Origin of the sequence: Natronomonas sp., from assembly GCF_028274965.1 — an archaeon.
GTDB lineage: Archaea > Halobacteriota > Halobacteria > Halobacteriales > Haloarculaceae > Natronomonas.
Map to the genome: position 1 here is coordinate 97971 of NZ_JAQCNO010000071.1, position 21837 is coordinate 119807.

The 21837-nt window shown below is 68.3% G+C and carries 22 protein-coding genes; 8 read left to right on the top strand and 14 right to left on the bottom strand.

All coding sequences use genetic code 11. The features are described 5' to 3' along the window. Positions 1 to 41 precede the first annotated feature (41 nt). Genes Q0916_RS11750 through Q0916_RS11760 form a run of 3 tightly spaced genes read left to right on the top strand, consistent with a single transcriptional unit; the run spans position 42 to position 2403 of the window. Positions 42 to 923 carry a branched-chain amino acid ABC transporter permease gene (locus tag Q0916_RS11750; protein ID WP_299237459.1) on the top strand — a complete coding sequence of 294 codons (882 nt, stop codon included), beginning with the start codon at positions 42 to 44 and terminating at the stop codon, positions 921 to 923. Next, positions 920 to 1690, top strand: a complete 771-nt coding sequence (locus Q0916_RS11755) for an ABC transporter ATP-binding protein (protein WP_299237460.1) — start codon at positions 920 to 922, stop codon at positions 1688 to 1690. Before Q0916_RS11750 ends, Q0916_RS11755 begins: the two co-directional genes overlap by 4 nt. After that, positions 1687 to 2403 (top strand): ABC transporter ATP-binding protein, encoded by a 717-nt coding sequence (locus Q0916_RS11760; protein ID WP_299237461.1) that lies wholly within the window; start codon positions 1687 to 1689, stop codon positions 2401 to 2403. The genes Q0916_RS11755 and Q0916_RS11760 overlap by 4 nt, the downstream gene beginning before the upstream one ends. Positions 2404 to 2458: 55 nt before the next feature. Here the strand turns inward: Q0916_RS11760 and Q0916_RS11765 are convergent, their stop codons facing one another. The 4 genes from Q0916_RS11765 to Q0916_RS11780 form a co-directional block, all read right to left on the bottom strand. Then, positions 2459 to 3355, bottom strand: coding sequence for an MBL fold metallo-hydrolase (locus tag Q0916_RS11765; RefSeq protein WP_299237462.1), 897 nt, complete (start codon positions 3353 to 3355; stop codon positions 2459 to 2461). 108 nt (positions 3356 to 3463) lie between these two features. After that, positions 3464 to 3640 carry a hypothetical protein gene (locus tag Q0916_RS11770; protein WP_299237463.1) on the bottom strand — a complete coding sequence of 59 codons (177 nt, stop codon included), beginning with the start codon at positions 3638 to 3640 and terminating at the stop codon, positions 3464 to 3466. Positions 3641 to 4827: 1187 nt separating this feature from the next. After that, positions 4828 to 5169, bottom strand: a complete 342-nt coding sequence (locus tag Q0916_RS11775) for a hypothetical protein (protein ID WP_299237465.1) — start codon at positions 5167 to 5169, stop codon at positions 4828 to 4830. 707 nt (positions 5170 to 5876) lie between these two features. Further along, positions 5877 to 6239, bottom strand: a complete 363-nt coding sequence (locus tag Q0916_RS11780) for a NifU family protein (protein WP_299237467.1) — start codon at positions 6237 to 6239, stop codon at positions 5877 to 5879. 99 nt (positions 6240 to 6338) lie between these two features. Here Q0916_RS11780 and Q0916_RS11785 point away from each other — a divergent pair, with 99 nt between their 5' ends. After that, the gene (locus Q0916_RS11785; RefSeq protein WP_299237468.1) at positions 6339 to 6785 is read left to right on the top strand and encodes a hypothetical protein; all 447 of its coding nucleotides are present in this window, start codon (positions 6339 to 6341) and stop codon (positions 6783 to 6785) included. Positions 6786 to 6808: 23 nt separating this feature from the next. On the opposite strand, the gene Q0916_RS11790 is transcribed toward Q0916_RS11785, so the two are convergent. Continuing rightward, positions 6809 to 7117 (bottom strand): DUF5783 family protein, encoded by a 309-nt coding sequence (locus tag Q0916_RS11790; RefSeq protein WP_299237469.1) that lies wholly within the window; start codon positions 7115 to 7117, stop codon positions 6809 to 6811. A 115-nt stretch (positions 7118 to 7232) separates the two neighbouring features. On the opposite strand from Q0916_RS11790, the gene Q0916_RS11795 reads away from it, so the two are divergent. Next, positions 7233 to 7703: a deoxyuridine 5'-triphosphate nucleotidohydrolase gene (locus tag Q0916_RS11795; protein ID WP_299237470.1), complete on the top strand. Its 471-nt coding sequence runs from the start codon at positions 7233 to 7235 to the stop codon at positions 7701 to 7703. Positions 7704 to 7707: 4 nt separating this feature from the next. On the opposite strand, the gene Q0916_RS11800 is transcribed toward Q0916_RS11795, so the two are convergent. From Q0916_RS11800 to Q0916_RS11810, 3 genes are all read right to left on the bottom strand, one after another. Continuing rightward, positions 7708 to 8388, bottom strand: a complete 681-nt coding sequence (locus tag Q0916_RS11800) for a class I SAM-dependent methyltransferase (protein ID WP_299237471.1) — start codon at positions 8386 to 8388, stop codon at positions 7708 to 7710. A 103-nt stretch (positions 8389 to 8491) separates the two neighbouring features. Next, positions 8492 to 8974 (bottom strand): dihydrofolate reductase, encoded by a 483-nt coding sequence (locus tag Q0916_RS11805; RefSeq protein ID WP_349254531.1) that lies wholly within the window; start codon positions 8972 to 8974, stop codon positions 8492 to 8494. Between the two features lie 35 nt (positions 8975 to 9009). Beyond that, positions 9010 to 9576, bottom strand: a complete 567-nt coding sequence (locus Q0916_RS11810; protein WP_299237473.1) for a DUF1684 domain-containing protein — start codon at positions 9574 to 9576, stop codon at positions 9010 to 9012. 109 nt (positions 9577 to 9685) lie between these two features. Here Q0916_RS11810 and Q0916_RS11815 point away from each other — a divergent pair, with 109 nt between their 5' ends. Next, positions 9686 to 12055, top strand: coding sequence for an ATP-dependent DNA helicase (locus Q0916_RS11815; RefSeq protein WP_299237474.1), 2370 nt, complete (start codon positions 9686 to 9688; stop codon positions 12053 to 12055). Positions 12056 to 12080: 25 nt separating this feature from the next. Here the strand turns inward: Q0916_RS11815 and Q0916_RS11820 are convergent, their stop codons facing one another. Together Q0916_RS11820 and Q0916_RS11825 are read right to left on the bottom strand one after the other, a co-directional pair. Then, positions 12081 to 13130: an ABC transporter ATP-binding protein gene (locus Q0916_RS11820; RefSeq protein WP_299237475.1), complete on the bottom strand. Its 1050-nt coding sequence runs from the start codon at positions 13128 to 13130 to the stop codon at positions 12081 to 12083. Then, a complete protein-coding gene (locus Q0916_RS11825; RefSeq protein WP_349254529.1) occupies positions 13120 to 14994 on the bottom strand; it encodes an iron ABC transporter permease in 1875 nt (624 codons plus the stop codon). Before Q0916_RS11825 ends, Q0916_RS11820 begins: the two co-directional genes overlap by 11 nt. 81 nt (positions 14995 to 15075) lie before the next feature. On the opposite strand from Q0916_RS11825, the gene Q0916_RS11830 reads away from it, so the two are divergent. After that, the gene (locus Q0916_RS11830) at positions 15076 to 15387 is read left to right on the top strand and encodes a thiamine-binding protein (protein ID WP_299237476.1); all 312 of its coding nucleotides are present in this window, start codon (positions 15076 to 15078) and stop codon (positions 15385 to 15387) included. A gap of 36 nt (positions 15388 to 15423) precedes the next feature. On the opposite strand, the gene Q0916_RS11835 is transcribed toward Q0916_RS11830, so the two are convergent. The 3 genes from Q0916_RS11835 to Q0916_RS11845 all read right to left on the bottom strand — a co-directional run bounded on the left by Q0916_RS11835 (position 15424) and on the right by Q0916_RS11845 (position 19727). Next, positions 15424 to 16563 carry a thiamine ABC transporter substrate-binding protein gene (locus Q0916_RS11835; RefSeq protein WP_299237477.1) on the bottom strand — a complete coding sequence of 380 codons (1140 nt, stop codon included), beginning with the start codon at positions 16561 to 16563 and terminating at the stop codon, positions 15424 to 15426. Positions 16564 to 16664: 101 nt separating this feature from the next. After that, the gene (locus Q0916_RS11840; protein WP_299237478.1) at positions 16665 to 18404 is read right to left on the bottom strand and encodes an asparagine synthase-related protein; all 1740 of its coding nucleotides are present in this window, start codon (positions 18402 to 18404) and stop codon (positions 16665 to 16667) included. A 54-nt stretch (positions 18405 to 18458) separates the two neighbouring features. Beyond that, positions 18459 to 19727, bottom strand: coding sequence for an iron-containing alcohol dehydrogenase family protein (locus Q0916_RS11845; protein ID WP_299237479.1), 1269 nt, complete (start codon positions 19725 to 19727; stop codon positions 18459 to 18461). Between the two features lie 155 nt (positions 19728 to 19882). Here Q0916_RS11845 and Q0916_RS11850 point away from each other — a divergent pair, with 155 nt between their 5' ends. Further along, positions 19883 to 20887, top strand: coding sequence for an AI-2E family transporter (locus Q0916_RS11850; RefSeq protein ID WP_299237480.1), 1005 nt, complete (start codon positions 19883 to 19885; stop codon positions 20885 to 20887). Here Q0916_RS11850 and htpX read toward each other — a convergent pair. After that, entirely contained in the window at positions 20884 to 21750 is an 867-nt protein-coding gene (gene htpX / locus Q0916_RS11855) for a zinc metalloprotease HtpX (protein WP_299237481.1), read from the bottom strand. The genes Q0916_RS11850 and htpX overlap by 4 nt on opposite strands. Positions 21751 to 21837: the final 87 nt, after the last annotated feature.

Below are 21837 nucleotides of genomic sequence, written 5' to 3' on the forward strand. Positions count from 1 at the left end.
CGTCGAAAGGTTTAACCTATGAGTGACAGACGTAGACTATAATGGTAGATGCTGGAATTGTTATCGAACAGATCATTACCGGACTGAGCATCGGGAGTTGGCTGTTTCTCGTCGCCATCGGCCTGAGTCTCGTGTTCGGTGTGTTGGGTGTACTGAACTTCGCGCACGGCGTCCTGTTCGCGATCGGGGCCTACGTGGCGGTCACGACCGTCCAGTCGGCCGTCGGCAACTTCTGGATCGGTGTCGTCGCGGCAGCCGTCGTCGTCGGGGTGATCGGCCTCGTCATCGAGATGGGGTTCATCAGACAGCTGTACGGCCGCGCCGAGGAGGACCTCGATCAGCTGCTTTTGACCTTCGCGTTCGTCCTCATCATCGAGGACATCATCCGGATCATCTTCGGGTCCGGGACCAGACAGATGAGCCCGCCGGCGGTGTTCGGGTTCACCGTCTCGGCCGCCGGGTTCTCCATCCCCGCCTACCGCCTGTTCGTCATCGCCGTCTCCTTTACCGTGATGGGTGCCATCCTCGTGACGCTGAAGACGACGAACTTCGGTCGGCTCGTGCGGGCGACATCGAGCGACCGGGACATGGCCTCGCTCCTCGGTGTCAACGTTCCCCGGCTGTACACCATGGTGTTCGTCATCGGCGCCGCCCTCGCCGGGATCGGCGGGGCCTTCGCCGCGCCGCTGCAGTCGGTCACCCCCGCGCTCGGCGAGACGGTCATCATCGAGGCGTTCGTCATCGTCGTCATCGGCGGGCTGGGCTCGTTCGTCGGGACGTTCATCGGCGCGTACCTCGTCGGCCTCATGATCGCCGTCGGGAGCATCTTCGCGGCCGGCGCAGGCGAGCTGTTCCCCTTCATCGCGCTCATCGCCGTGTTGCTTCTGAAACCCGAGGGCCTCGTGGGAGGTGCGGAAGCGTGACGACCGTCCTCGAAACCGACGGGCTCGAACGCCGCTTCGGGAAGCTGCTCGCGGTCGACGACGTCTCCGTCGCGATCGACAGCGACGACGTCACGAGCATCATCGGCCCGAACGGGGCCGGCAAGACGACGTTTTACAACCTCCTGTCGGGGCGGCTCAAGCCGACCGGCGGGACGGTGAAGCTCCTGCCCAGCGGCGGGACGGAACTCGCCGACATCACCGGGATGGAGCCCTTCGAGATCAACAACAAGGGCCTCTCGCGGGCGTTCCAGATCAACAACATCTTCGAGGGGCTGAGCGTCACCGACAACATCCGCGTCTCGCGGATCAGCCGCGACGACCGGACGCTCGACATCCGGTCGGTCGCGCGCGAAGACGAGGGGCTGACCGAGGCCGCCTGGGAGATCATCGAGCTCGTCGGCCTCGAAGAGGTCGCCGAGACGCAGTGCGCGAACCTCTCGCACGGCGACAAGCGGAAGGTCGAGATCGCGCTCTCGCTCGGCACCGACCCGTCCGTCGTGCTGCTCGACGAGCCGACGGCCGGGATGAACGCCACCGAGACCGAGAAGATGGTCGACCTGATCGACGACCTCAACAGACAGACCGACACGACGTTCGTGCTCACGGAACACGACATGGGGGTCGTACTGGAGATCTCCGATCGGATCCTCGTCCTCGACGGCGGGGAGCTCATCGCGGACGGCGAACCGGAGAAGGTGATGCAGAACGAGCAGGTGCGCGAGGCGTACCTCGGGGGTGAAGCATGAGCACCCTCGAGTTGGAGGACGTCAACGGCTACTACGGCAACAGCCACATCCTGTACGACCTGGATCTCCAGGTCGATCAAAACGAGGTCGTGGCGCTGCTGGGGCGGAACGGCGCCGGCAAGACGACCACGCTCCGTTCGATCACGGGGACGATCCCGCGCCGGGAGGGGCGCATCGAGTTCCGCGGGGAGAACATCGCCGACGACTCCGTCGACGAGATCAGCAACAAGCGGGTCAAGCTCGTCCCGGAGGAGCGGCGCATCTTCCCGACGCTCACCGTCCACGAGAACCTCCTGTTGTCGCGGGACTCGTGTAAGGGGACCGAGCCCCGCGACGTCGAGGAGATGTACGACATCTTCCCCATCCTCGACGACCTCCGGGAGAACAACGGGCGGAACCTCAGCGGCGGCGAACAGCAGATGCTCTCCGTCGCTCGGGCGCTCGTGCAGAACCCGGATCTCCTGTTGCTCGACGAGCCGACCGAGGGGCTGGCCCCGGTCATCGTCGACGACCTCGAGGAGATCCTCGAGGACATCGTCAGCGAAGACGTGACCGTCCTCATCACCGAACAGAACGTGGAGTTCGCGCTCGAGCTCTCCGAGCGGGCCTACATCATCGAGAGCGGCGAGAACGCCTGGGACGGAACGATCGACGAGCTCCGCGACCGCGAGGACCTCCTCGAGAAGTACCTCTCGGTCGGCGTCGAGGAGTAGTCCGGCGCGTTCCGTTCTCGGCCCGGGCGCCGGGGGCCGATCGGATCCGTCTGTTCTACAGGTCGACGCCGTGGTGTTTCAGGTAGCCGTCCGTGACCAGCGCCACGTAAAACGAGCCGACCGCGTCGCCGTAGGGCGGGGAGATGTCGAGTAGCTCCTCGGCGACAACCCGCCGGGTCGCCTCGGGTGAGCCGGTGGCGTCGTACGCCTCGCGGATCCGCTCGTCGAAGCGCCGGAGTTCGGTTCGGGCGGTCTCGACGGCCGCCTCGGGCGTCTCCGGCCAGACGCCGTAGTGCGGAAACACGATCAGTTCGGGATCGAGCGCCTCGATCCGGTCGATCGACGCCTCACAGACGTCGGGATCGAAGTTCGGGAGGGTCGACGGCGGCACCCACTGTTCGGCCGCCGGCAGGTAGCCGCCGAGTGCCTCGGCGGCGAAACAGAGCTCCCGTTCGGGGTTGTACACGGCGAAGTGATCCGGCGAGTGCCCCGGCGCGGGGACGAGTTCCAGGCTGTTCGTGCCGATGTCTATGGTCGTTCCCGACTCGGGGACGGCGGTGATGTTCTCCTCTGGCACGGGGCGCTGTTCGCCCATCCCCTCGAAGTGTTCGCCCATCGCGCGTCGGCTGCTCGCGATGAGTTCCGCCGGATCGGCGAGGTGCGGGGCGGTCATCTCGTGGATGTACACGTCGGCGTCGGGCGCGTGCTCAAGCAGGCCGCCCGCGCCGCCGGCGTGGTCCGTGTGGACGTGTGAGAGGACGATGTTTTCGAGGTCCTCGGGCGGGACGCCGAGCTCCCGGAGCCCCTCGACGACGGTGTCGACGCGGGCGGCCGCCCCGCTGTCGACGAGCGTCGGCTCGACGTCGTCGAAGAGGTACACCGACGTGAACGACGCGTCGAACAGCTCGGTATCGATCCCGTAGACGCCCTCCGTCGCTTCGAACGTGGCCATGGGGTCGGTTCCGGCGTGGTATAAAAAAGCGTTCGGTGGGCGGGGCGCGGACGGCCCGATGAACAGGAGAACGGAGGGCGGACGACCGGACGGTCAAAAGCCCGGAGGCTACTCCCAGGCGCTCGGAGCGACGCCGAGATACACGACGACGGGGCGGTACGCCAGCGCGACGACGAGGACGAAGACGAACTCGAACCAAAAGCCGATGTCGCTCGCAACGGTCCGGACGGCGGTGAGCGTCCCGAAGACCAGCGCCAGCATCACGAGACAGCGGCGCGTAAACATCAATTTCGCCATCAAGGTCGCTTTCGACGTTGAGTTCGCCGTGTAGAATAACGAATTTCGCCCCCTCGTGGGCGGTTCGTCCCGGCGACTCCGGCGCGTCGATCGTCTTGGTTGTGCGTGTGGCGTACCGGAGCGACAGCGACGTCGTCGGGTCGTCCGGTGTGTGGTTCTCGGCGGTAATCGAGACCGGCTCGACCGTCGACTTGGATGTGGATTCATCGGCGTTACTCGTACACCCGGTAAGGCCGACGAGACCGGCGGCCGCTAGCTGGAGGACGTTGCGGCGGCGCATGGGGACTATCCCTTGCCGGCGTGAAAAATATCTGTCGCTGATTAGATTCCGACATAGTGCCGCTTCAGTCGTGAATCGCTAGATTCCAGGAATACAGCCTCTCTCGGTTAATTCTAGCAGTTTAAGCGTGAAGGGGCACTAATAGAACATCCAGTAAATTCGTACTCAGCTAAGAAATCGCCAGAAGACACGCAATCAACCACCCCATGGGCAAGCGGCCAAGTCCGTGGCTTGGAGACCTGCTGGGAAACCGGATAAGAACTTACTGGATGCTCCACTAGCTATGACGAGAGAGTAGGTTTCTTCCGATGCAGGTAAATTGTCATGCCGACTAGAAGGGCAGTCCCGACGAGTAGCAACGCATCATTAGCGAACGGTGGGAGTCGTATTCGCCCAAAGCCAAGGATCGTGACGAAGTTACTAAGCGGGTCCAAGAGTGGCAAGTTGAGCCTTGCATACCCGACACCGGGCATAGCGAATCGTGACATGTACGCAACGAACCCAACAAGGTTGATGACCGTGATCGTGGTCAGTGCGTAAAGGGCGGCTTGGACGCTTCGAGTAGTTCGACGCTTCAGTCCAATCACCGTCGTCGTCCAAAGCCCTATTCCTACGATTGAGGCGACGTAGAACAACGGTTGCGTTGAGAAGCTTACTGATAAGCTTGCGGCCCGACTTGCAGTAGCGGTATTCCAGAGGCCGAGCAGAAGAAATACGATTGAGATCGCTGCAATGAAGATGTAGCTGGTTGCTAAATCAGCACCAGGGGTCGAATACTCCCCAGCTTGCTGGTCGATGCTGTCTTCGAAGACTGCCCCACAATTCGGGCAAACACTCGCGTCTTCATCAACGTCACTCTGGCAGTTTGTACAGACAGGCATTGTTCGCTCTGGTGTTACTTCTGTTTCGTCGCCGTTTCCGCCCCGGATGGTTCTTTGGTTGCCGTCTGGGTACCACTGGACTGTTTTTTTGCGGTCTTTTGCGCTGTCGGTGTCGATCCCTGTCCACGGTTTCCTTTATCAACTGCATCGGCAATGACTTTGTACGTTGTGCCGAAGATACCGGCGTACAGCGAAACTCCACCGAGCAGAACAACGATAATACCGATAGCTGGTGAGTTCCTGATCAATACGAAGCCCCCAATTGTTAGGACTAGCCCGAATATGAAGACTCCGAGGAGATACCCGAGGAGTCCAAACCCATACCTGATGCCCTCCGCAGCACTAACCCGTGCCATGGCAGTCATGATACACGGGTTATAAAAATAATTTCCGCATACCACAACTGAGTAATCAATGCAACCGTATTCGTCGATACATCTTGTCAGAAGGTTTAATTACGTCACCTCGGTAACCGACATAGCATGAAATGTAGTAACTGTGGGGAAGAAATCCATCCAGAAGCAAGTCAGTGTCCGTCATGCCAAGCTACATTCAAATCCGAGCAAAATAACTCCCTTCTCGCCAAGATCCCATCGAGTTTTCTCGGCGTCCTTACCGGCTTCATCGTCCTTCTTATGCTTGTCCCACTTGGAAGTCCAGTCACCGCAATCGGAGCCGCAGCGATACTTACAATTGTCGTGTGGCTCGGCGGTTCATACCTTAGGTAACAGTTCCTCCCGGTATTACCACTGCGGTCTCAGCGATGAAACACTAGATTGACATGATAGAGCATCTCTCGATTGATTCCAGCAGCTCAAAATTGAAGCATCAATAGTGCGGGGCGACCCCGAGGAGGCGGTCGGTGTCCATGCCGGGGGTTCGGGCAGGGGGGTCTCAAAGCTTCCTCTCCGGGCGCCCTCTCGCGTCCGGCCCGCGAGGCGGAGGCTAAGCCAGCGGGGTCACGGAGGCGAGAACCGAAGACAGGAAGCGAAGCGTCGGATCCGAAAAGACGGCGTTCGGCGGAGACGGGCGGGGCGGCGAACGGATCGGGATCGGGACCGTCTCAGAACGGGGCTTCGGGGCCTTCGTTCCCGTCGTCGCTGCTGGTCTCGCCGGGGAAGGAGGGCGACGTCTGACCGCCGGCCATGCCCTCGGTGCCGCCGTCCATCCCGGTGTCGGCGTGGACGGTGTCGATCTCCGGGATCTCCTGTGTCATGCGGCTCTTGATCGCCTGGATCGTCATCGGCGAGATGCCGCACCCCGAGCAGGCCCCGCCGAGCATGACCGTCACCTCGCCCGCCTCGCGGTCGAGGTTCTGGATCGCGGCGCTGCCGCCGTGCATCTGGATCTGCGGGAAGTTGCGGCGGAGGAAGTTGCTGATGCGCTCGCGGAGTTCGTCGTCGGAATCGGCCGTTTCGGTGCTCATAAACCCCCTACGCGGCGCAGCCGTATGAACATTTGGCTCCGGGGTCGCGCGGCCGATGTCTGACGTAGGTTTATTCGGATCGGACGCGGACTCCGGCGTATGCACACGCGTCGGCACCTCCTCGTCGCGCTCGGGGCCACCGCGACGGCCGGCTGTACGGGCGCACTCGGGAGCGGCGAGGACGGCGAGGGCGACGAGACGTCCGGTCGCGTTCGGCTCGAGGAGCTGTCCGTCCAGAACGACCACGCCGCCGCGCGGGACGTACAGGTGGCCGTCGAGGCCGACGGCGACGTGCGGCACCTCGACACGTACGACCTCGCGGGCGGCGGCGGCCGGCGGACGGTCGACGGCGAGTGGGGCGAGGCGGCGGCCTACCGCGTACACGCGCGTCTCGACGGTGGCGACGTGCGGACCGCACACCTCACGCGGGGCATCGAGGCGGACGCCGAGTGCGTCCGGGCGCTGTTGCGCATCGACTCGACCGGCGAGTTGACCGTCTGGAGCGGGACGGACTGCGGCGACGACCCGGACGGCTCGGAGGACTGAGAGCGCGGATCGCGGCGCCGAAATCAGCCGAACGTGGCTTCGAGTTCGGATTCGAGTTCGGTCCGGTACTCCTCGAGCACCGCCTCGAAGCGCTCCTCCGCGACGGCGACGCCGGTGAGCCGGTCGTAGGGATCGTCGGGCAACTCGACGACGAACGACTCCGTGTCGTCGTCGTAGAACGGCTCGGACTCGTTGAGGATCTGCTGGTCGATGCCGTGGATCAGCGTCGAGTCGTAGCGGTCGTTCATCCGGCTGAAGACGTTCTTGTACGCCTGCTGGAGCTGCGGAAAGAGATCGACGTACTTCTCCTCGTCGAACGTGTCGGCGTCCATACAGGCGGGTTGTGCGGCGACAACTAAAAGCCGGTCGGACCGACCGGACGCTCCGGCCGACTGTCGGGGGGTGGGCGAGCGCAACCGCTTTTAGCCCCCGGGGAGACGCGGGGGCATGTACCGAAGCGGCCGCTTCGTCGCCGAACGGGTCGAGCCCACGTCGGACGAACAGATACAGCCCAACGGCGTCGATCTAACGCTCGATGCGGTGTTCGAACAGCGCTCACGCGGCCGGATCGGGCGGGACGGAAAGACCGTCGGCGAGCGCCGGACGGTCACGCCCGACGCGTCCGAGGACTCCGTCTACGAGCTCTCGCCAGGGGGGTACGTCGTTCGGTACGGCGAGGCGATCGCGATCCCGGAGGGCCACGTCGGCTTCGTCTACCCGCGCTCGTCGCTGCTTCGGAACGCCTGTACGGTCGATACGGCGGTCTGGGACGCCGGCTACGAGGGCAGAGGCGAGGGGCTCTTAGAGGTACACAACGGGATCGAACTCGAGGCCGGCGCCCGGATCGCACAGCTCGTGTTGGCCCGAGCAGACCACGAGGACACCTACGACGGGAGCTACCAGGGCGAGAACCTCTGAGGGGTCAGGCCGGGGCGACACCGACCGTCAGAAGCGTTCCGAACTCGCGGTACCGCTCGATCATCTCCTCGCGGGTCTCCCAGTCGTCGGTCGGAAACGCCGACTCGTCGGGGATCTCGGTCTCCCGGTCTGGGACGGTGTCCTGGGAGGCGACGAACAGCCCGGCCTCCCGGAACGCCGCCCGGTACTCCGGCATCGACCAGCGCGTCATCTCGACGGCGATGTTCTCTTCCCACTCGTGGGAGTGGACGTTCTCCTCGTAGTAGTTGACCGCACAGAAGAACGTGCCGCCCGGGCGGAGCACGCGGCGGATCTCCGAGAGCGCCTCGAGTGGCGCTCTCGCGTAGTAGAAGGCCTCCATCGAGAACACGTGATCGACGGAGTCGGCGGCAAACGGAAGCGCGCCGAAATCGCCCCGGAGGAACCCGACGTCGTCGTCGGTGTAGCGTCTGGCGTTCCGGAGCATCTCCGGGGCGGCGTCGAGCCCGTAGCTCGCCCCGGCGTCGCCGGCCGCCCGCAGCGCACGGGCGGCGTACCCCGAGCCCGTCCCCAGATCGAGCACCGCGTCGCCGGGCTCGATCGGCATCCGGGCGAGGACGTGTTTGGCGGTGTGCCAGTGGCGGTCCTCCATGCCGCGGTCGCGGCCGTCGGCCGCCCACGCGTCGAACTCGTCGGCGATTCCCATACGCCCGACACGGCGGGGAGTCAAAAAAGCGACACGCTCGGCCCGCCGACGCCGCAGGGCGCGAACGCGACGCGAGCGCGGCGCCCCGGACCCCACGTTCGCATCAGACGCCGGTTCGGTGCCACTCCTCGAGGGTGAAGCGGTCGTGCGGCGTCGTCTCCGCCAGCGTCCACTCGCCTTCGGACCACGCGGGGTAGCGCGTGTCGCCGTCGTACTCGCCGTGGACGCGGCTCAGGAGCATGCGGTCGAGGTGCGGTTGGAACAGTTCGTACACCGCGCCGCCGCCGATGACGTAGGCCCGCCCGGCGCCCAGCGATCGGAGCCGTTCGACCGCGCTCTCGACGTCGGCGGCGTGGTACGCGTCGGCGGGATCGTACGCGCGGTCGCGCCGGCTCAGGACGATCTGTGCCCGCCCGGGGAGGTCCTCACGCATCGATTCGAACGTCCGGCGGCCGAGGACCACCGGATCGTCCGCGATCCGGGCGCGGTACTGCGCCCTGTCGGCCGGGATCGACGCCCAGGGGAGCTCCCCGTCCCGGCCGATGACGCCGTTTTCCGAGACCGCGGCGACCGAGATCAGCTCGATGCCGGAGGTGTCCGGGGCGGAGACCCCATCCGTCATCAGTCGGCCTCGTAGCGCTCACCGGCCGGGATCGCGACCTCAAGCCAGTTCTCCTCGGGCGGAAGCGGGCACTCGTAGGCCCCGCTGTAGGCGCAAAACGGGTTGTACGCGAGGTTGAAATCCAGCGTGAACGTCACGCCGTCCTCAAGGGTCCCGTCGTAGTGCAGCTCCATGTACCGGCCGCCGGGGTAGGTCTGTTGGCCCGTCGTCTTGTCGCGGAACGGGACGAAAAGCGAGTCCGACCGATCGACGCGCTGGTAGCCGACGAGCGTGTGCTCGCCGGTCGACCCGCGCTGGTCGGGGATCTCGAAGCGAAGCAGCGCCGTCCGCTCGTAGAGCTCCTCGCCGTCGGCGGTCGTCTCCATCGTCACCGTCTCTTGGCTCTCGTCGAGTTCGACCGTCGCCTCGACGCGGTACTCGGGGGCCGGATCGAAGTAGTCCAGCCCGTCGAACTCCCGGCGGCCCTCCGGGCCGAGCGGCGAGGAGTGCGGAACGCCGAACTTCTCGTCTTTCTGTTCGCGGTGGGCCTGCAGTTCCGAACGCCAGGCGTCGACATCGAAGTCCATACCGGTAGTGGGGCGTTCGGAAGGATATATCTCCGGATGTCGGCCGGCTCGCCGACGGGACGGCCGGGCGGTCGATACGTCTTTAGGTGATGACGAGTCAGTTCCGTCCGTGTCCACCCCGCCCGACTGGCTGGATATCTTCGGTCACGACGAGCCCTACGAGGACCAGGCCGACGGGATCGAGACCGCGATCGAGACGGCCCGCAGCGACGGCTTCGTGGCCATAGAGGGTGCGTGTGGGACCGGCAAGACGATGCTCGCGCTCACCGCGGGCATCGAGTTGGTCAGGGATCCCGAGTCGTCCTTCGAGCGCGTGTTCGTGCTGACGAGCGTCAAACAGCAGCTCAGACAGTTCGAGGCCGACCTCCGGACGATCAACGAGAACCTGCCGGCGGCGTACCGCCCCGTGTCGGCGCTGACGCTCGTCGGCAAGGCCGATCTCTGCCCGTACAACCTCGAGGGCGCCGGCGGCATCGACGGATCGAACGTCTACGAGCGCTGCGAGCGCCTCAGAGAGCGGACCAGGGGGCTCGTCGACGGCGAGACGACGGCCGCCTCGCTGGTCTCGCGGGCCGAGAGCCAACAGATCGGGCTGGCCGACTCGGGCGGCGGGGCGACGTACTTAGAGGCCGCCGGCGAGCCGACGCCGTTCGCCCCAGAGATGCCGAACGCGGCGGAGGGCGACACCGAGTACTGTCCGTTCTACGCGGGCTTTCTCGAGGACCTCCCGGAGGACGGCGATCCCCTCGAGGCCGTCCCCTTCGACCCGACGGATCGCGGCGTGATCGACGCCGGGGACCTCGTCGAACTCGCGGCGGGCCACGGCAGCTGTCCGCACTCGGTGATGGGCGCGCTCCTCCCGCACGTCGAGGTGCTCGTCGGGAACTACTACCACGCGTTCGACCCGACGACGGTCGAGTCGTTCACCGGCGGGCTCATCGACGACGAGACGTTCGTCGTCTGCGACGAGGCGCACATGCTCGAACCGCGGGTCCGCGGTCTCGTCGGCGACGGCGTCTCCGATCGGGCGCTGGAGGACGCCGAAAGCGAGCTCTCGCGCGTCATCGAGCCGCTCGCCGCCGTCGAGGAGGCCGGCGCGGACGCCCGCCGCGGCGGGGAGGCCGAGGAGACGGCCGTAGCGATCCGCTCGGAGCTCGAAAAGACGGACGTGACTCTCGGGGAGCTCCGGGACACGCGGCGGTTTGTGTCGGCGCTCGGCGACCGCTTGGGATCGCGCGTGGAGGCGTACCTCGAGGAGTCGACTCCGGGGTGGCGCGGGCGCCTCGCGGACCTCGACGACGAGGAGATCCCGCTTCGGGACCCGGAGACCCCCGCGACGGACGAGTTGACGCGGTGGGCGAACGAGCGGGGCTTCGACGCGCGGCTCTGGAGGCGCGCCGAGAGCGTCTGTGCCGTCGCCGCGCGGGTGCTCGACGCCGTAGAGGACGACGAAAAGCGCCGCGCCGCGCCGGCGGTCGGCCGGACGCTCGCGCTGTGGCGGCGGGCGGACCACACCGACTTCTTCCGGGAGATCGAACTCGAACGGACGTGGGACGACGCCCGGCCGGCCGAGGCGTGGCAGCGGGCCTACACCGCCAGGTACAGCCTGCACAACTGCCTGCCGGCGGACGTGATCGGCGAGCGGCTCGACGCCTTCGGCGGCGGCGTCCTGATGAGCGCGACGCTCGAACCGCTCGACGTGTTCGCGGAGGTGACCGGGCTCCGTCACCTCGCGGAGGAGGCCGACCGGCCCGTCGTCGAGCGGACGTACGGCCTCGAGTTCCCGCCGCAGAACCGCGCCTCCTTCGCCGTTTCGGCGCCGAAGTTCACCTACGAGAACCGCGGCGATCCCGGGGCGTCGGAGTCGAGGGCGACGGAGGCACGGACGCCGGCGCGGACGGCGCACGCCCGCGCGATCAGACAGGTCGCGGCGGCGCCGGGGAACGTCCTCGTCTGTATGCCCTCCTACCGGGAGGCGGAGTGGGCCGCCGGGGTGCTCGAAGCGGCCGACAAGCCCGTGCTCCGCGACGAGGCGGCCGACGACGTGGCGACCGAGCGGCTGAAACAGGAGTTCTTCGACGGCGAGCCGAAGGTGCTCGTCACCAGCCTCCGGGGGACGCTCACGGAGGGCGTCGACTACCGCGGCGATCGCCTCGCGGCCGCCATCGTCTGTGGCGTTCCGATCATCAACACGGCCAGCCCGCGGACCCGGGCGGTCCGGACGGCGTACGACCGGGCCTTCGGCGACGGCTTCGAGTCCGCCCTCGCCGTCCCGGCCGTCCGGAAGGCGAGACAGGCGGTCGGCCGCGTGATCCGCGGGCCCGAGGAGTGCGGCGTCCGCGTGCTCTGCGACGAGCGCTACGCGACGGAGTCGTGGGACAGCGTCAGACACCTCCTCGGCGAGGCCGAACGCGAGGAGTTCCGGCCGGTCGGCGCGGAGATGCTCGAGTACGCCCTAGAGCAGTTCTGGGAGCGATAAGCTCCGTGCGGCGCGCACCCGCCGTTCACCCGATCACCCAGGCGTCCCGCGGGTCGAACCCGACGGTCAGGGTCTCGGAGTCGGGCGGGGCCGGGAGGGACACGACGAGGCGGTGGTCGGCCCACCCCAACCGGACGCGGGTCGTCTCACCGAGGAACTCGCTGTCGAGGACGCGGGCCTCGATCCGGTTGTGCGAGGCCGCGGGGTCGAAGGCGCCGGGGCGGACGCAGAACGTCACGTCGCCGTCGGCGTCGGCCGCGATCTCGAAGGACGCCTCTCCGACCCGGACGGTCGTCGTGTCCGACATCGCACCGGCGGCGGCCGTCCCGTCGAAGAGGTTGTTCTCGCCGACGAACTCGGCGACGAACCGGCTCCGCGGGCGACGGTAGAGCGACTCCGGATCGCCGACCTGTTCGACGCGGCCCTCGGACAGCACGGCGACGCGATCGGAGACGGCGAGGGCCTCGGCCTGATCGTGGGTGACGTAGACGGTCGTCACGCCGAGTTCGGTCTGGATCGATCGGATCTCGCGGCGGAGTCGCTGTCTGAGTCGCGCGTCGAGGGCGCTCATTGGCTCGTCGAGCAACAGTAACGCGGGGTCGGGCGCGAGCGCACGCGCGATGGAAACACGTTGCTGTTGGCCGCCGGAGAGCGCGGTCGGATCGCGGTCCCCGAGCCCCTCGAGATCGACCAACTCGAGCAGTTCCGCGACGCGTTCGTTCCTGCTGAGCCCCCGCGGCGGGTCGGCGAATTTGAGCCCGTAGGCGACGTTCTCGGCGACGCTCATGTGTTCGAACAGCGCGTAGTTCTGGAAGACGACGCCGACGTTTCGGTCCTCGGGACCCACCCCGCGGACGTCCTCGCCGGCGAAGCGGACCGTCCCCGTCGTCGGCGTCTCGAAGCCGGCGATGAGCCGGAGCGTCGTCGTCTTGCCGCACCCAGAGGGCCCGACGAGCGTGAAGAACTCGCCGTCACGGATCGACACGGAGACGTCCGCCACCGCGGTCGCCGAGCCGTACCGCTTCGAGACGCCGTCGAGTTCGACGGCCGGCGGCCCGCCGTGATCAGAGGCCAAAGCTCTCACCCCCGAGTCGGTCGATGAGGACGAAACTGACGCTCGTGACCGCGAGCAGGACGACGCCCATGGCGGTCGCCGGGCCGAGGCGTCGGCCGATGAGCCGCTCGATCGCGACGGGCATCGTGAACTGGTCGGTCCCCGAGGCCAACACGACCGTCGAGGAGAACTCCCCCATCGAGATGGCGAAGGCGAACGCCGCGCCGGCGACGACGCCGGGCCACACGAGCGGGATCTCGATGTCGAGAAGCGCCCGGGTCCGCGCCGCCCCGAGCGCGCGAGCGGACTCGACGAGGGCCGGGTCCAGGCCCTCGAGGCCCGGCGCGACGGTCCGGACGACGAAGGGGTAACAGGCGACCGCGTGGGCGGCGACGATCGCGACCGTGCCCCCGGCGGCGAACCGCCAGCCGCCGACCTCGACGCCGAAGACGACGCCCCGAAGCAGCCCGAGTCCGACGACGATGCCCGACACCGCGAGCGGGGCCATCGCGACGACGTCGACGAGCTTCCGGCCGCGGTACCGGCGGGTCGTCAGCGCCGCGACGACGACGCCCATCGGCAGGGCGAGCGCCAGCGCCGCCGCGGCGAACAGAACCGAGTTCCGGACCGCCTCGAAGGGCTGGACCTGAAACGACGCGCCGGTGGCCTGCCGCTGGAGGAGAAACCGGTAGTGCGCCAGCGTGAGCCCGTCGGGGCCGGCGACGCTCGCGTACACCATGCTCGCGATCGGGGCGACGAAGACGAAAAGCGCAACGATGGCGTACGCGGCGATGCCGAGTCGGGCGAGAAGCTCCCGGGGCGACGGCGCGTCGGGGACGAGCGGCTTTCGGGCGAGCGGTCGCCGGCCGCGAGAGCGGACCGCGTGACTCGCCTCGTAGCGGAGGTAGCCGTACAGCAGCCCGAGCGTGATCGCGAGTTCGACGATCGCCAGCGCCGCCGCCTCGGCGTAGTCGAGATCGCTGATCAGCCGGAAGACGAACACCTCGACGGTCGCGAGTTCGAACCCGCCGAGGGCCAACACGATCGGGAAGGTCCCGAAGGTGAAGACGAACGTCAGCGTCGCGCCCATGAGGACGGCGGGGTACAGCCGCGGGGCGACGACGTCGAGGAAGGCCCGAAGCGGGCTCGCGCCGAGGCTCCGGGCGGTCTCGACAGACCCCGCGTCGATCGACTCCCAGGCGGCCGTCGTCACGCGCGCAACCAGCGGGGCGTTGTAGAACGCGTGGGCGATGAGGATGAGCTCGAGGGTGAACATCAGCTCGATCGACGGCAGCCGGAGCGCGCCGAGAAGCGCGTTCAGCGTGCCGTTCGCCCCGAACGTCGCCGCGAACCCCGCCGCGACCATGATCGAGGGGACGACGAACGGCAGGATGGTGAGCGAGCGGAGCGTGCGGCGGCCGTAGAACTCGAAGCGCGCCAGCAGGTACGCGGCGGGCACCCCGAGGGCGACGCTCAGAAGCGTCGAAAGGAAGGCCTGGTAGGCGGTGAACCCGACGACGCCGAGACGGCGGTCCGCAGAAAGCAGGTCCCGACCGACCGCGAGTGGGGGCTCGCCGGCGAACAGCCGGGCGAACTCGCCGAAATAGAGCGGGTCCCGGAGGAGTTCGCCGAACGCCGACAGCGTGACCCGCCCCCCGACGACGAACGCCTCGACGAAGACGGTCGCGACCGGATAATAAAACAGCGACGCCACGAGCGCGATCGTCCCCGCGCCGAAAAGCAGTAGCGCGCGCCGCTCGAAGCGGTGTCGGACCCGGCGGCCGCGGTCCCGTAGCCCGGCCGCAAAACGCTCGCCCTCCGGCGGCCCCGACGCGTCGGTCGGCCGCTCCGGCCGCGCCCCGGCGCTTCGGTCGGCGTCGGTCACGCCCCGACACCCCGTTCCGGCGGCGGGGCCGGGCCGGGCCGATGGGAAATCCCTTTGCGAGCGGGCGACGAACCCGAGGGCATGACCGCGTTCGCACTCCTGCGCGTGACGCCGATCAAGACGGGCGACATCACGGCCGACGTCGCGGCCGCCGTCGAGGCCTTAGAGGGGTTCGACGTCGAGTACGAGACGACCCCGATGGCGACGACGCTCGAGGCCGAGGACGTCTCGGAACTGTTCGCCGCGTGTGCGGCCGCCCACGAGGCGGTCGATGCCGCCGAGGTCCACACCCTCCTCCAGGTCGACGACAAAGAGGGGTCGATGACGGCCGACGACAAGGTCGATGCAGTCGAGACCGAACTCGGCCGCGAGGCGCGAAGCGACGGCGGGTGAGCCCCACCGGGGACGACGGGGGCGCTCGGGGCCGTCTCACCGGCTGCCGACGACCTCTCGCTCCCAGTCACTGATCCATCCCTCGAGGTTGCCCTCGAGTCGGTCGTACCCGAAGAAGACGATCTCGTCGGGCTCTTGGGCGAACTCGCGGTAGACCTCCGGGGGCGTCGCCTCGGTGTTGACCGGGCCCGTGACGTTGAGTTCGGCGATCTTCGCTTGGACCTCGGGTTCGAGGACGAACTCCATGAACCGGGCGGCGAGTTCGTCGTCGGTGCCCTGCGCGAAGCGGGCCATCGCGTTGAGGTTGGCGTAGCCCTGGTCGTTCAGGAAGCCGACGCGGTGTTTCTCGAGGTCGTTGCCGAACCGACTCGCGAACACGCGGTCGTTCGAGTACGAGACGATGACCGGGATCTCGTCGTCCTGAAACCGGCCGTAGAGGGTGTTCCAGGAGTCCACGATCCGGACGTCGTTTTCGAGGAGGTCGTTCCAGTAGTCGAGGTAGTCGTACTCGCCGCCGGTGCCGAACTCGTGGATCGTCCACAGGAGGAAGTACAGCCCGGTGTTGCTGCCCTCGGCCGGGTTCGAGACCCCGAAGTTGCCGCTGAAGCGGTCCTCGAGCAGCGCCTCGAACGTTCCGGGGCTCTCGAAGCGCCGCCCGTCGTAGACGAGGCTGGCGTAACTGGAGTACGCCGGGACCATCCGCTCTCGGGGGTCGAAAAAGAACTGCTCGCCGATGTTCTGGCCGTGTTCGAGCGCGGCGACGTCGACCGGCTGGAACAGTTCGCCGTCGGTGTTCTGGTCGATCCGGACGAGTTCGTTCGGCTTGACCCCCATGTACACCTCCGCGTCGATGTCGACCCCGGCGTTGTGCCGTTCGATGAAGTGGTTGATCGGCTGCTCCGGGACGACCCACTCGAAGTCGACGTCGTGGCGCGCTTCGAACTCGGTCTTGATCCACTCGCCGGGGCTGTCGCTCGGGGCGTCGACGAAGGAGTCGTACGTCGCGACCGAGAGCGAACCGGAGCCGCCGCTCGCAGAGCCGGTCGTCGTTCCTCCGGTGTCGCCGTCCCCGCCGTCGCCGTTGCCGTTACCCTCGCCGGTGCGTTCGGCGGTGCACCCGGCGAAGCCGACTGTCGCCGCCGAGCCGCCGACGACGAGGAGATCGCGTCGTTTCATTACCCGGTGGTTGCATGCAGTGGTACGTAAGGCTCCCGGTCGAGGGGTCGAACCGGGAGGAGCGGCCTGAGCCGACGCGGCCGGCGGACGGCCGCGTCCGGCTACTCCTCTGTCGGGAGCGCGATCGTCCCGTCGGTCGGAACGGCGGCGGTCGGATCGGCGAGATCGAGCCGTCCGGTGGCCGCGAGGGTCCGCAGCGGGTAGAACCCGGGCGGCTCCTCGAAGGCCTCGAGCAGTTCCGGGAGGACGGCGCCGTCCCACGCGAGCGGGTGAGAGCCGGGTTCGGTCCACGCCGACCGGGGGGCGAGAAACGGCGGTGCCCAGTCGCCGCCGCGCTCGGTGAACTGCCGGGCGGGCGTGTGCCGGACGAGCGAGAGGTGCCTATCGAGCGCCGAGAGCGACCGGTCGGTCACCCCGGCTCGGTCCGCCGTGACGTCGCCGGCCGAGCGGTAGTACTCGGCCGCGAGCGCCGCGTGCAGCCGCTTGTTCCGGCGCGAAGCGAGCGGGAGCCGCTCCCAGGCCCGGACGTAGGCCGGGTCCCAAAGCGGCAGCCACCACTCGAGGCCCGCGTCCTCGTAGACGCGGAGATCGCCGTTCGTGAACGTCGTCATGCGCCCGGCCCACTCCCATCGCTCGTAGGCCGCCGCCGCGGTCTCGGGGTCGGCGACGGCGTCGGAGTCCCGACAGCCGAGTGCCCCCCGCCGGATCCGCTCGCGGGCCGCCGCGGCGAAGGCGTCGTCGTCGAAGTCCCACAGGGAGTGCCGCCGCTCGAGGATGCGATCGACGAGCGCGTCGATCGTCGGATCGATCGGCTCGTCCGCCGCCTCTAGGTCGGCTCGATCCGCCCGCTCGGTCTGATCGGAGTCCACGTCGCCCGCCCCGCGGGGCGGTTCGCCGACGAACACCGGGAGGCGCTCGCTCGGCGTGGCGACGGTGTGTCCCGGGCAAAACAGCGCGTCGTCGGGCACCCGATCGGTCGCAACGAGACGGTGGACCGCGGGCCACTCGGCGAGAAACGGCAGCGCGTCACCGCCGAAGGCCCACGTCCGGTAGCGCTCGCAGTCCGCGCCGTGGTACGCCTCGCGCCACGTCGCCGCGTCGTAGGGAACGAACTCCCAGCGGACGCCGAGGCGGGCGGCGACCTCCCGGCTCACTTCGACGTCCGGGTGCCCGGAGCGACCGAAGGTGAACGTCACGACCTCGTGTCCGCGGGCGCGGAGTCCGGCGGCCAAGAGCCGGGAGTCGTGCCCGCCCGAGAGGGGGACGACGATCGGTCGGCCGTCGGCGACGCGCTCGAGGCGATCGAGGGCGGTCTCGAAGCCGGACCGAAGCGTTCCCAGCGGGTCCTCGGGGGGGTCGGTCCCCGCCGGCCAGTACGCCCAGTACCGGTCCCGTCGGACGCCCCCGTCGGCGAGCGCGACGACCTCGCCGGGGCGGGTCGCCGCGACGCCGGCCCAGACGGTCTCGGGGCCGGTGACGTACCGCGTGAGGAGGAACTCGCTCTCGGCGACCGGGTCGGCGTCGGCGTCGGTCGCCTCGCGGACGAGGCGGCCGCGGTCGCTGACGATCCGCCCGTCGGTCGCGTAGTACAGCGGGATCGATCTGGCGCGATCGGCGACGAGGTACGTCGCCGCGGCCGCGGGGACGACGGCGGCGAAAAAGCCCTCCAACGCCGAGGCGAGGGCGGCGATCGACTCGGCCGGATCGGGTCCCGACGCGGCCTCGGCGAAGCGCTCGGCGAGCGCCGCCGCCGGGTAGTACGCCGCACCGTCGACGGCGGCCCCCCGAGCCGAGACGCCGCCGGCCGTCTCCCACCCGTCGGCGCGGAGCTCAGTTCGCATGCGTCGGAACGCGGGAAGCGAACGACAAACCGTTTTCCATCGGCGGGCCGGGGCTCACCACGCCGTTTCGAGGATCCCCCCGACGTCCTCGGCGGAGATGTGAAACTCCGGCGGCGCGTGCGGCGACCCGCTCCAGCCGACGGCGCTGTCGAGCGGATCGGCAGAGGACGGCGCCGCGTTCGGGGCGTCGTTCGCAAGCAGAAAGCTATCGGCCGTCATCGCCGCGATCCCCTCGATCATCGAGCGATCGATGCCGTCGATCTCGCCCAGTCGCGTCGGCAGGCCGAGGGCGTCCCGGAGGTCCCGCACCGCCCCGACGACAGCGTCGGCCGGGTCGGCGGCCTGTCCGACGCCGAGCGCGGACGCCAACAGCGCGCGACGGCCGTCGACGGCCCCGAAGAGCCACTCGAGGGCCGCCGGCGCGACGACGCCGTGTGCGATCCCGAGTTGGACGTCGGTGTGGATCCGGAGGGCGTGCCCGAGGGCGTGAAGCAGCGAAAACGTCGTTCCGCTGCCCCGCGAGACGCCGTACTGTGCGAGGGTAACCCCTCGGAGCGCGGCGTCGAGGGTCTCGACGGTGGGGTCCGACCCGAGCGATCGAAGCGCCGTCGAAAGCGTCTCGAGGCCCTGCGTCGCCGTCGCGTCCGTTATCGGCGTTCGCGCGCTCGAGTACAGCGTCTCGAGGCCCTTGTTGAAGCCGTTCATCGCCGATCCGGCGAGCACGTCCCGCGGCGTCGTCGCGACCAGTTCCGGGTCGTACACGACCGAGTCGGGCATCAATCGCGGGTCGCCGACGCCGCCGCCGACGGGGGAGTCGACGAGCCCGGAGTCGGGGTCGGCGGTGACGCCGGCGAGCATCGAGAGGCTCCCGCCGGCGAGCGTCGTCGGGACCGCCGCGACCGGCACCGTCCCGTCGGGGACGGCGATCGTCGCCGTCGAGGCCAACTGCTCTCCGAGGGCCGCGGGGGACCGCTCCGAGGCGGCGACGGCGCTTGCGACCCGGGCGACGTCGATGCTGCTCGCGCCGCCGAGACCGACGAGGACGTCCGCCTCGAGTTCACGGGCCCGTTCGGCGCACGCGATCGCCGTGTCGAGGCGCTTTTTCGGGGTCGTTCGGTCGAAGACCCCGACGAAGCGGTCACCGAGCCCCTCACGAACCGGCCCGATGACCTCCGAGCGGGACCCGACGGTCCGGCCGCAGACGACGAGGGCGCGCCCGAGGCCGAGCGCGCCGAGTTCGCCGCCGAGGTTGTCGACGCAGCCGACGCCGTGGCGGATCGCGGGGGGGTCGTACGCGAACCGGTAGCCTCCGGTCGTGTCCATGGTCGTACTCGCGGGCAGACTTACATAGGTGTACGGGACGAGGCGGCGGCCCGACCGGTAATCGACATCAGACGCGCCCGAACGCCCGGAGATCCGGCGGCCAGGGGCGTCCGACCCGACAAAGGGTTTTGCCCCCGGGAGATGAACCTCGGGCCATGTCCTCGCTCCGCCGACGGCGCCGCGTGCTCGCCGGGCTGTTGATCGCCGCGGGCGTCCTCGCCGCCGCCGTCCTCTGGAACGTCGTCGAGACGGTCTTTTTTGCGGTCACGGTCGCGTACGTGCTGTATCCGGTCCGCCAGCGGCTCGTCGGACGGGGGGTCCCGCGCCGCCTCGCGAGCGGGCTCGCCACGACCGCCGCGTTGGTGGCCGTCGTCGTCTTGGTGGCCCCGATCGCGCTGACGCTGTTTCGGCGCCGGGAGGCGATCGTCGCGTTCCTCAACGGCCTCCCGGAGGAGATCCCGCTGGAGCTGTTCGGGTTCGTCGTGCCGATCGACATCGGGTCGCTCACCGAGGCGGCGGCCGCGCTGTTGCGCTCGCTCGCGATCTCCGTCGCCGCCGACGCGATCTTCATTGTGCTTCAGCTCACGCTTTTCGTGCTCGTGTTGTACGGGCTGTTGTTGCGCCCGCGGGCGATCGGACACGCGACGTTCAGGATCGTGCCCCCGGAGTACCACGACATCATCGAGGCCCTCCAGCGCCGCATCACCGGGACGCTCTACGCGCTGTACGTCATCCAGGCCGCGACGGCCGTCGTCACGTTTCCGATCGCGCTCGCCGTGTTCTATGTCCTCGGCTACCCGGACGTCGTCGAACTCGCGGTCGTGGCCTCGCTCCTCCAGTTCTTCCCGATCGCCGGCCCCGGCATGCTCGCCGTCGGGTTGGCCGGGTACGACGTCCTGATCGGCCTGCCGCAGCGGGCCGCCGGGGTGATCGTTCTCGGGCCGCTCGTGATCGGGCTGCTTCCCGACGTGCTCGTCCGGCCGCAGTTGGCGTCGAGTCGCGCACACCTCCCGGCCAGCCTGTATTTCGTCGGCTTCGTCGGCGGCGTCCTCACCGTGGGCGTCATCGGTATCATCGCCGGGCCGCTCGTCGTCGCCGTGCTCGTCGAGGTCGTCGATCTCCTCAGCGAGCGAACGTCGATGCAGGCCCGGATCGGCTAACGCTCCATCTCGCGTTCGATCTCCCGGAGCTTCTCGATGCGGCTGTCCGTCGGGGGGTGCGTCGAGGCGAGCTTCCCGATGAACCCCCGGGAGATGGGGATGATGAAGAAGGCGTTCATCTCGGCTTGCTCTCTGAGGTCCTCGTCGGGGACGTTCTCCATGCGGCCGGAGATCTTCATCAGCGCCGTCGCGAGCGCCGAGGGGTTGCCGGTGATCGATGCCGCCCCGCGGTCGGCGGCGTACTCGCGGTACCGGCTGAGCGCGCGGATGAGGAGAAACGAGATCACCCACACGAGCAGCGAGACGAGGATGGCGACGATGAGCGGCGTCTGGTTGCGGCCGCGGCCGCCGAAGAGCCAGCCCCACCGGACGATGAAGAAGGCGATCGTCGAGAGGAACGAGGCGATCGTCATCACGGCCACGTCGCGGTTCTTCACGTGGGCGAGTTCGTGGGCCAACACCCCCTCGAGTTCGTCGTCGTCGAGCGTCCGGAGGAGTCCGGTGGTCACACAGACGACCGCGTTCGACGGCGACCGGCCGGCCGCGAAGGCGTTCGGCGTGTTGCTGTCGGCGACGGCGACCGTGGGCTTTGGGAGATCGGCCTGCTGGGAGAGCCGACCGATCCGGGCGTGTAGGTCCGGGCGCTCGGCCTCGGAGACGGTCTGTGCCCCCATCGAGCGCAGCGCGAGTTTGTCGCTGAAGAAGTACTGGACGATCGAGAAGCCCCCGAGGAGGACCGCCGCGAACAGGATGTTCCCGAAGTACAGCGTCAACACGGCGACGAAGACGAGGTACAGCGCAAAGAGGAGAAACATCGTAAACCCCATGCGGGCACGGAGCCCCCAGTCGGTTTTCCACTCCATACGAACGCTTTGCGTCCGACAAATAAAAACCTACGAATCGCGGTCGGCGCCCGCCGGCGGGAGTCCAGGCGGCGGCGCTTGTTCTCG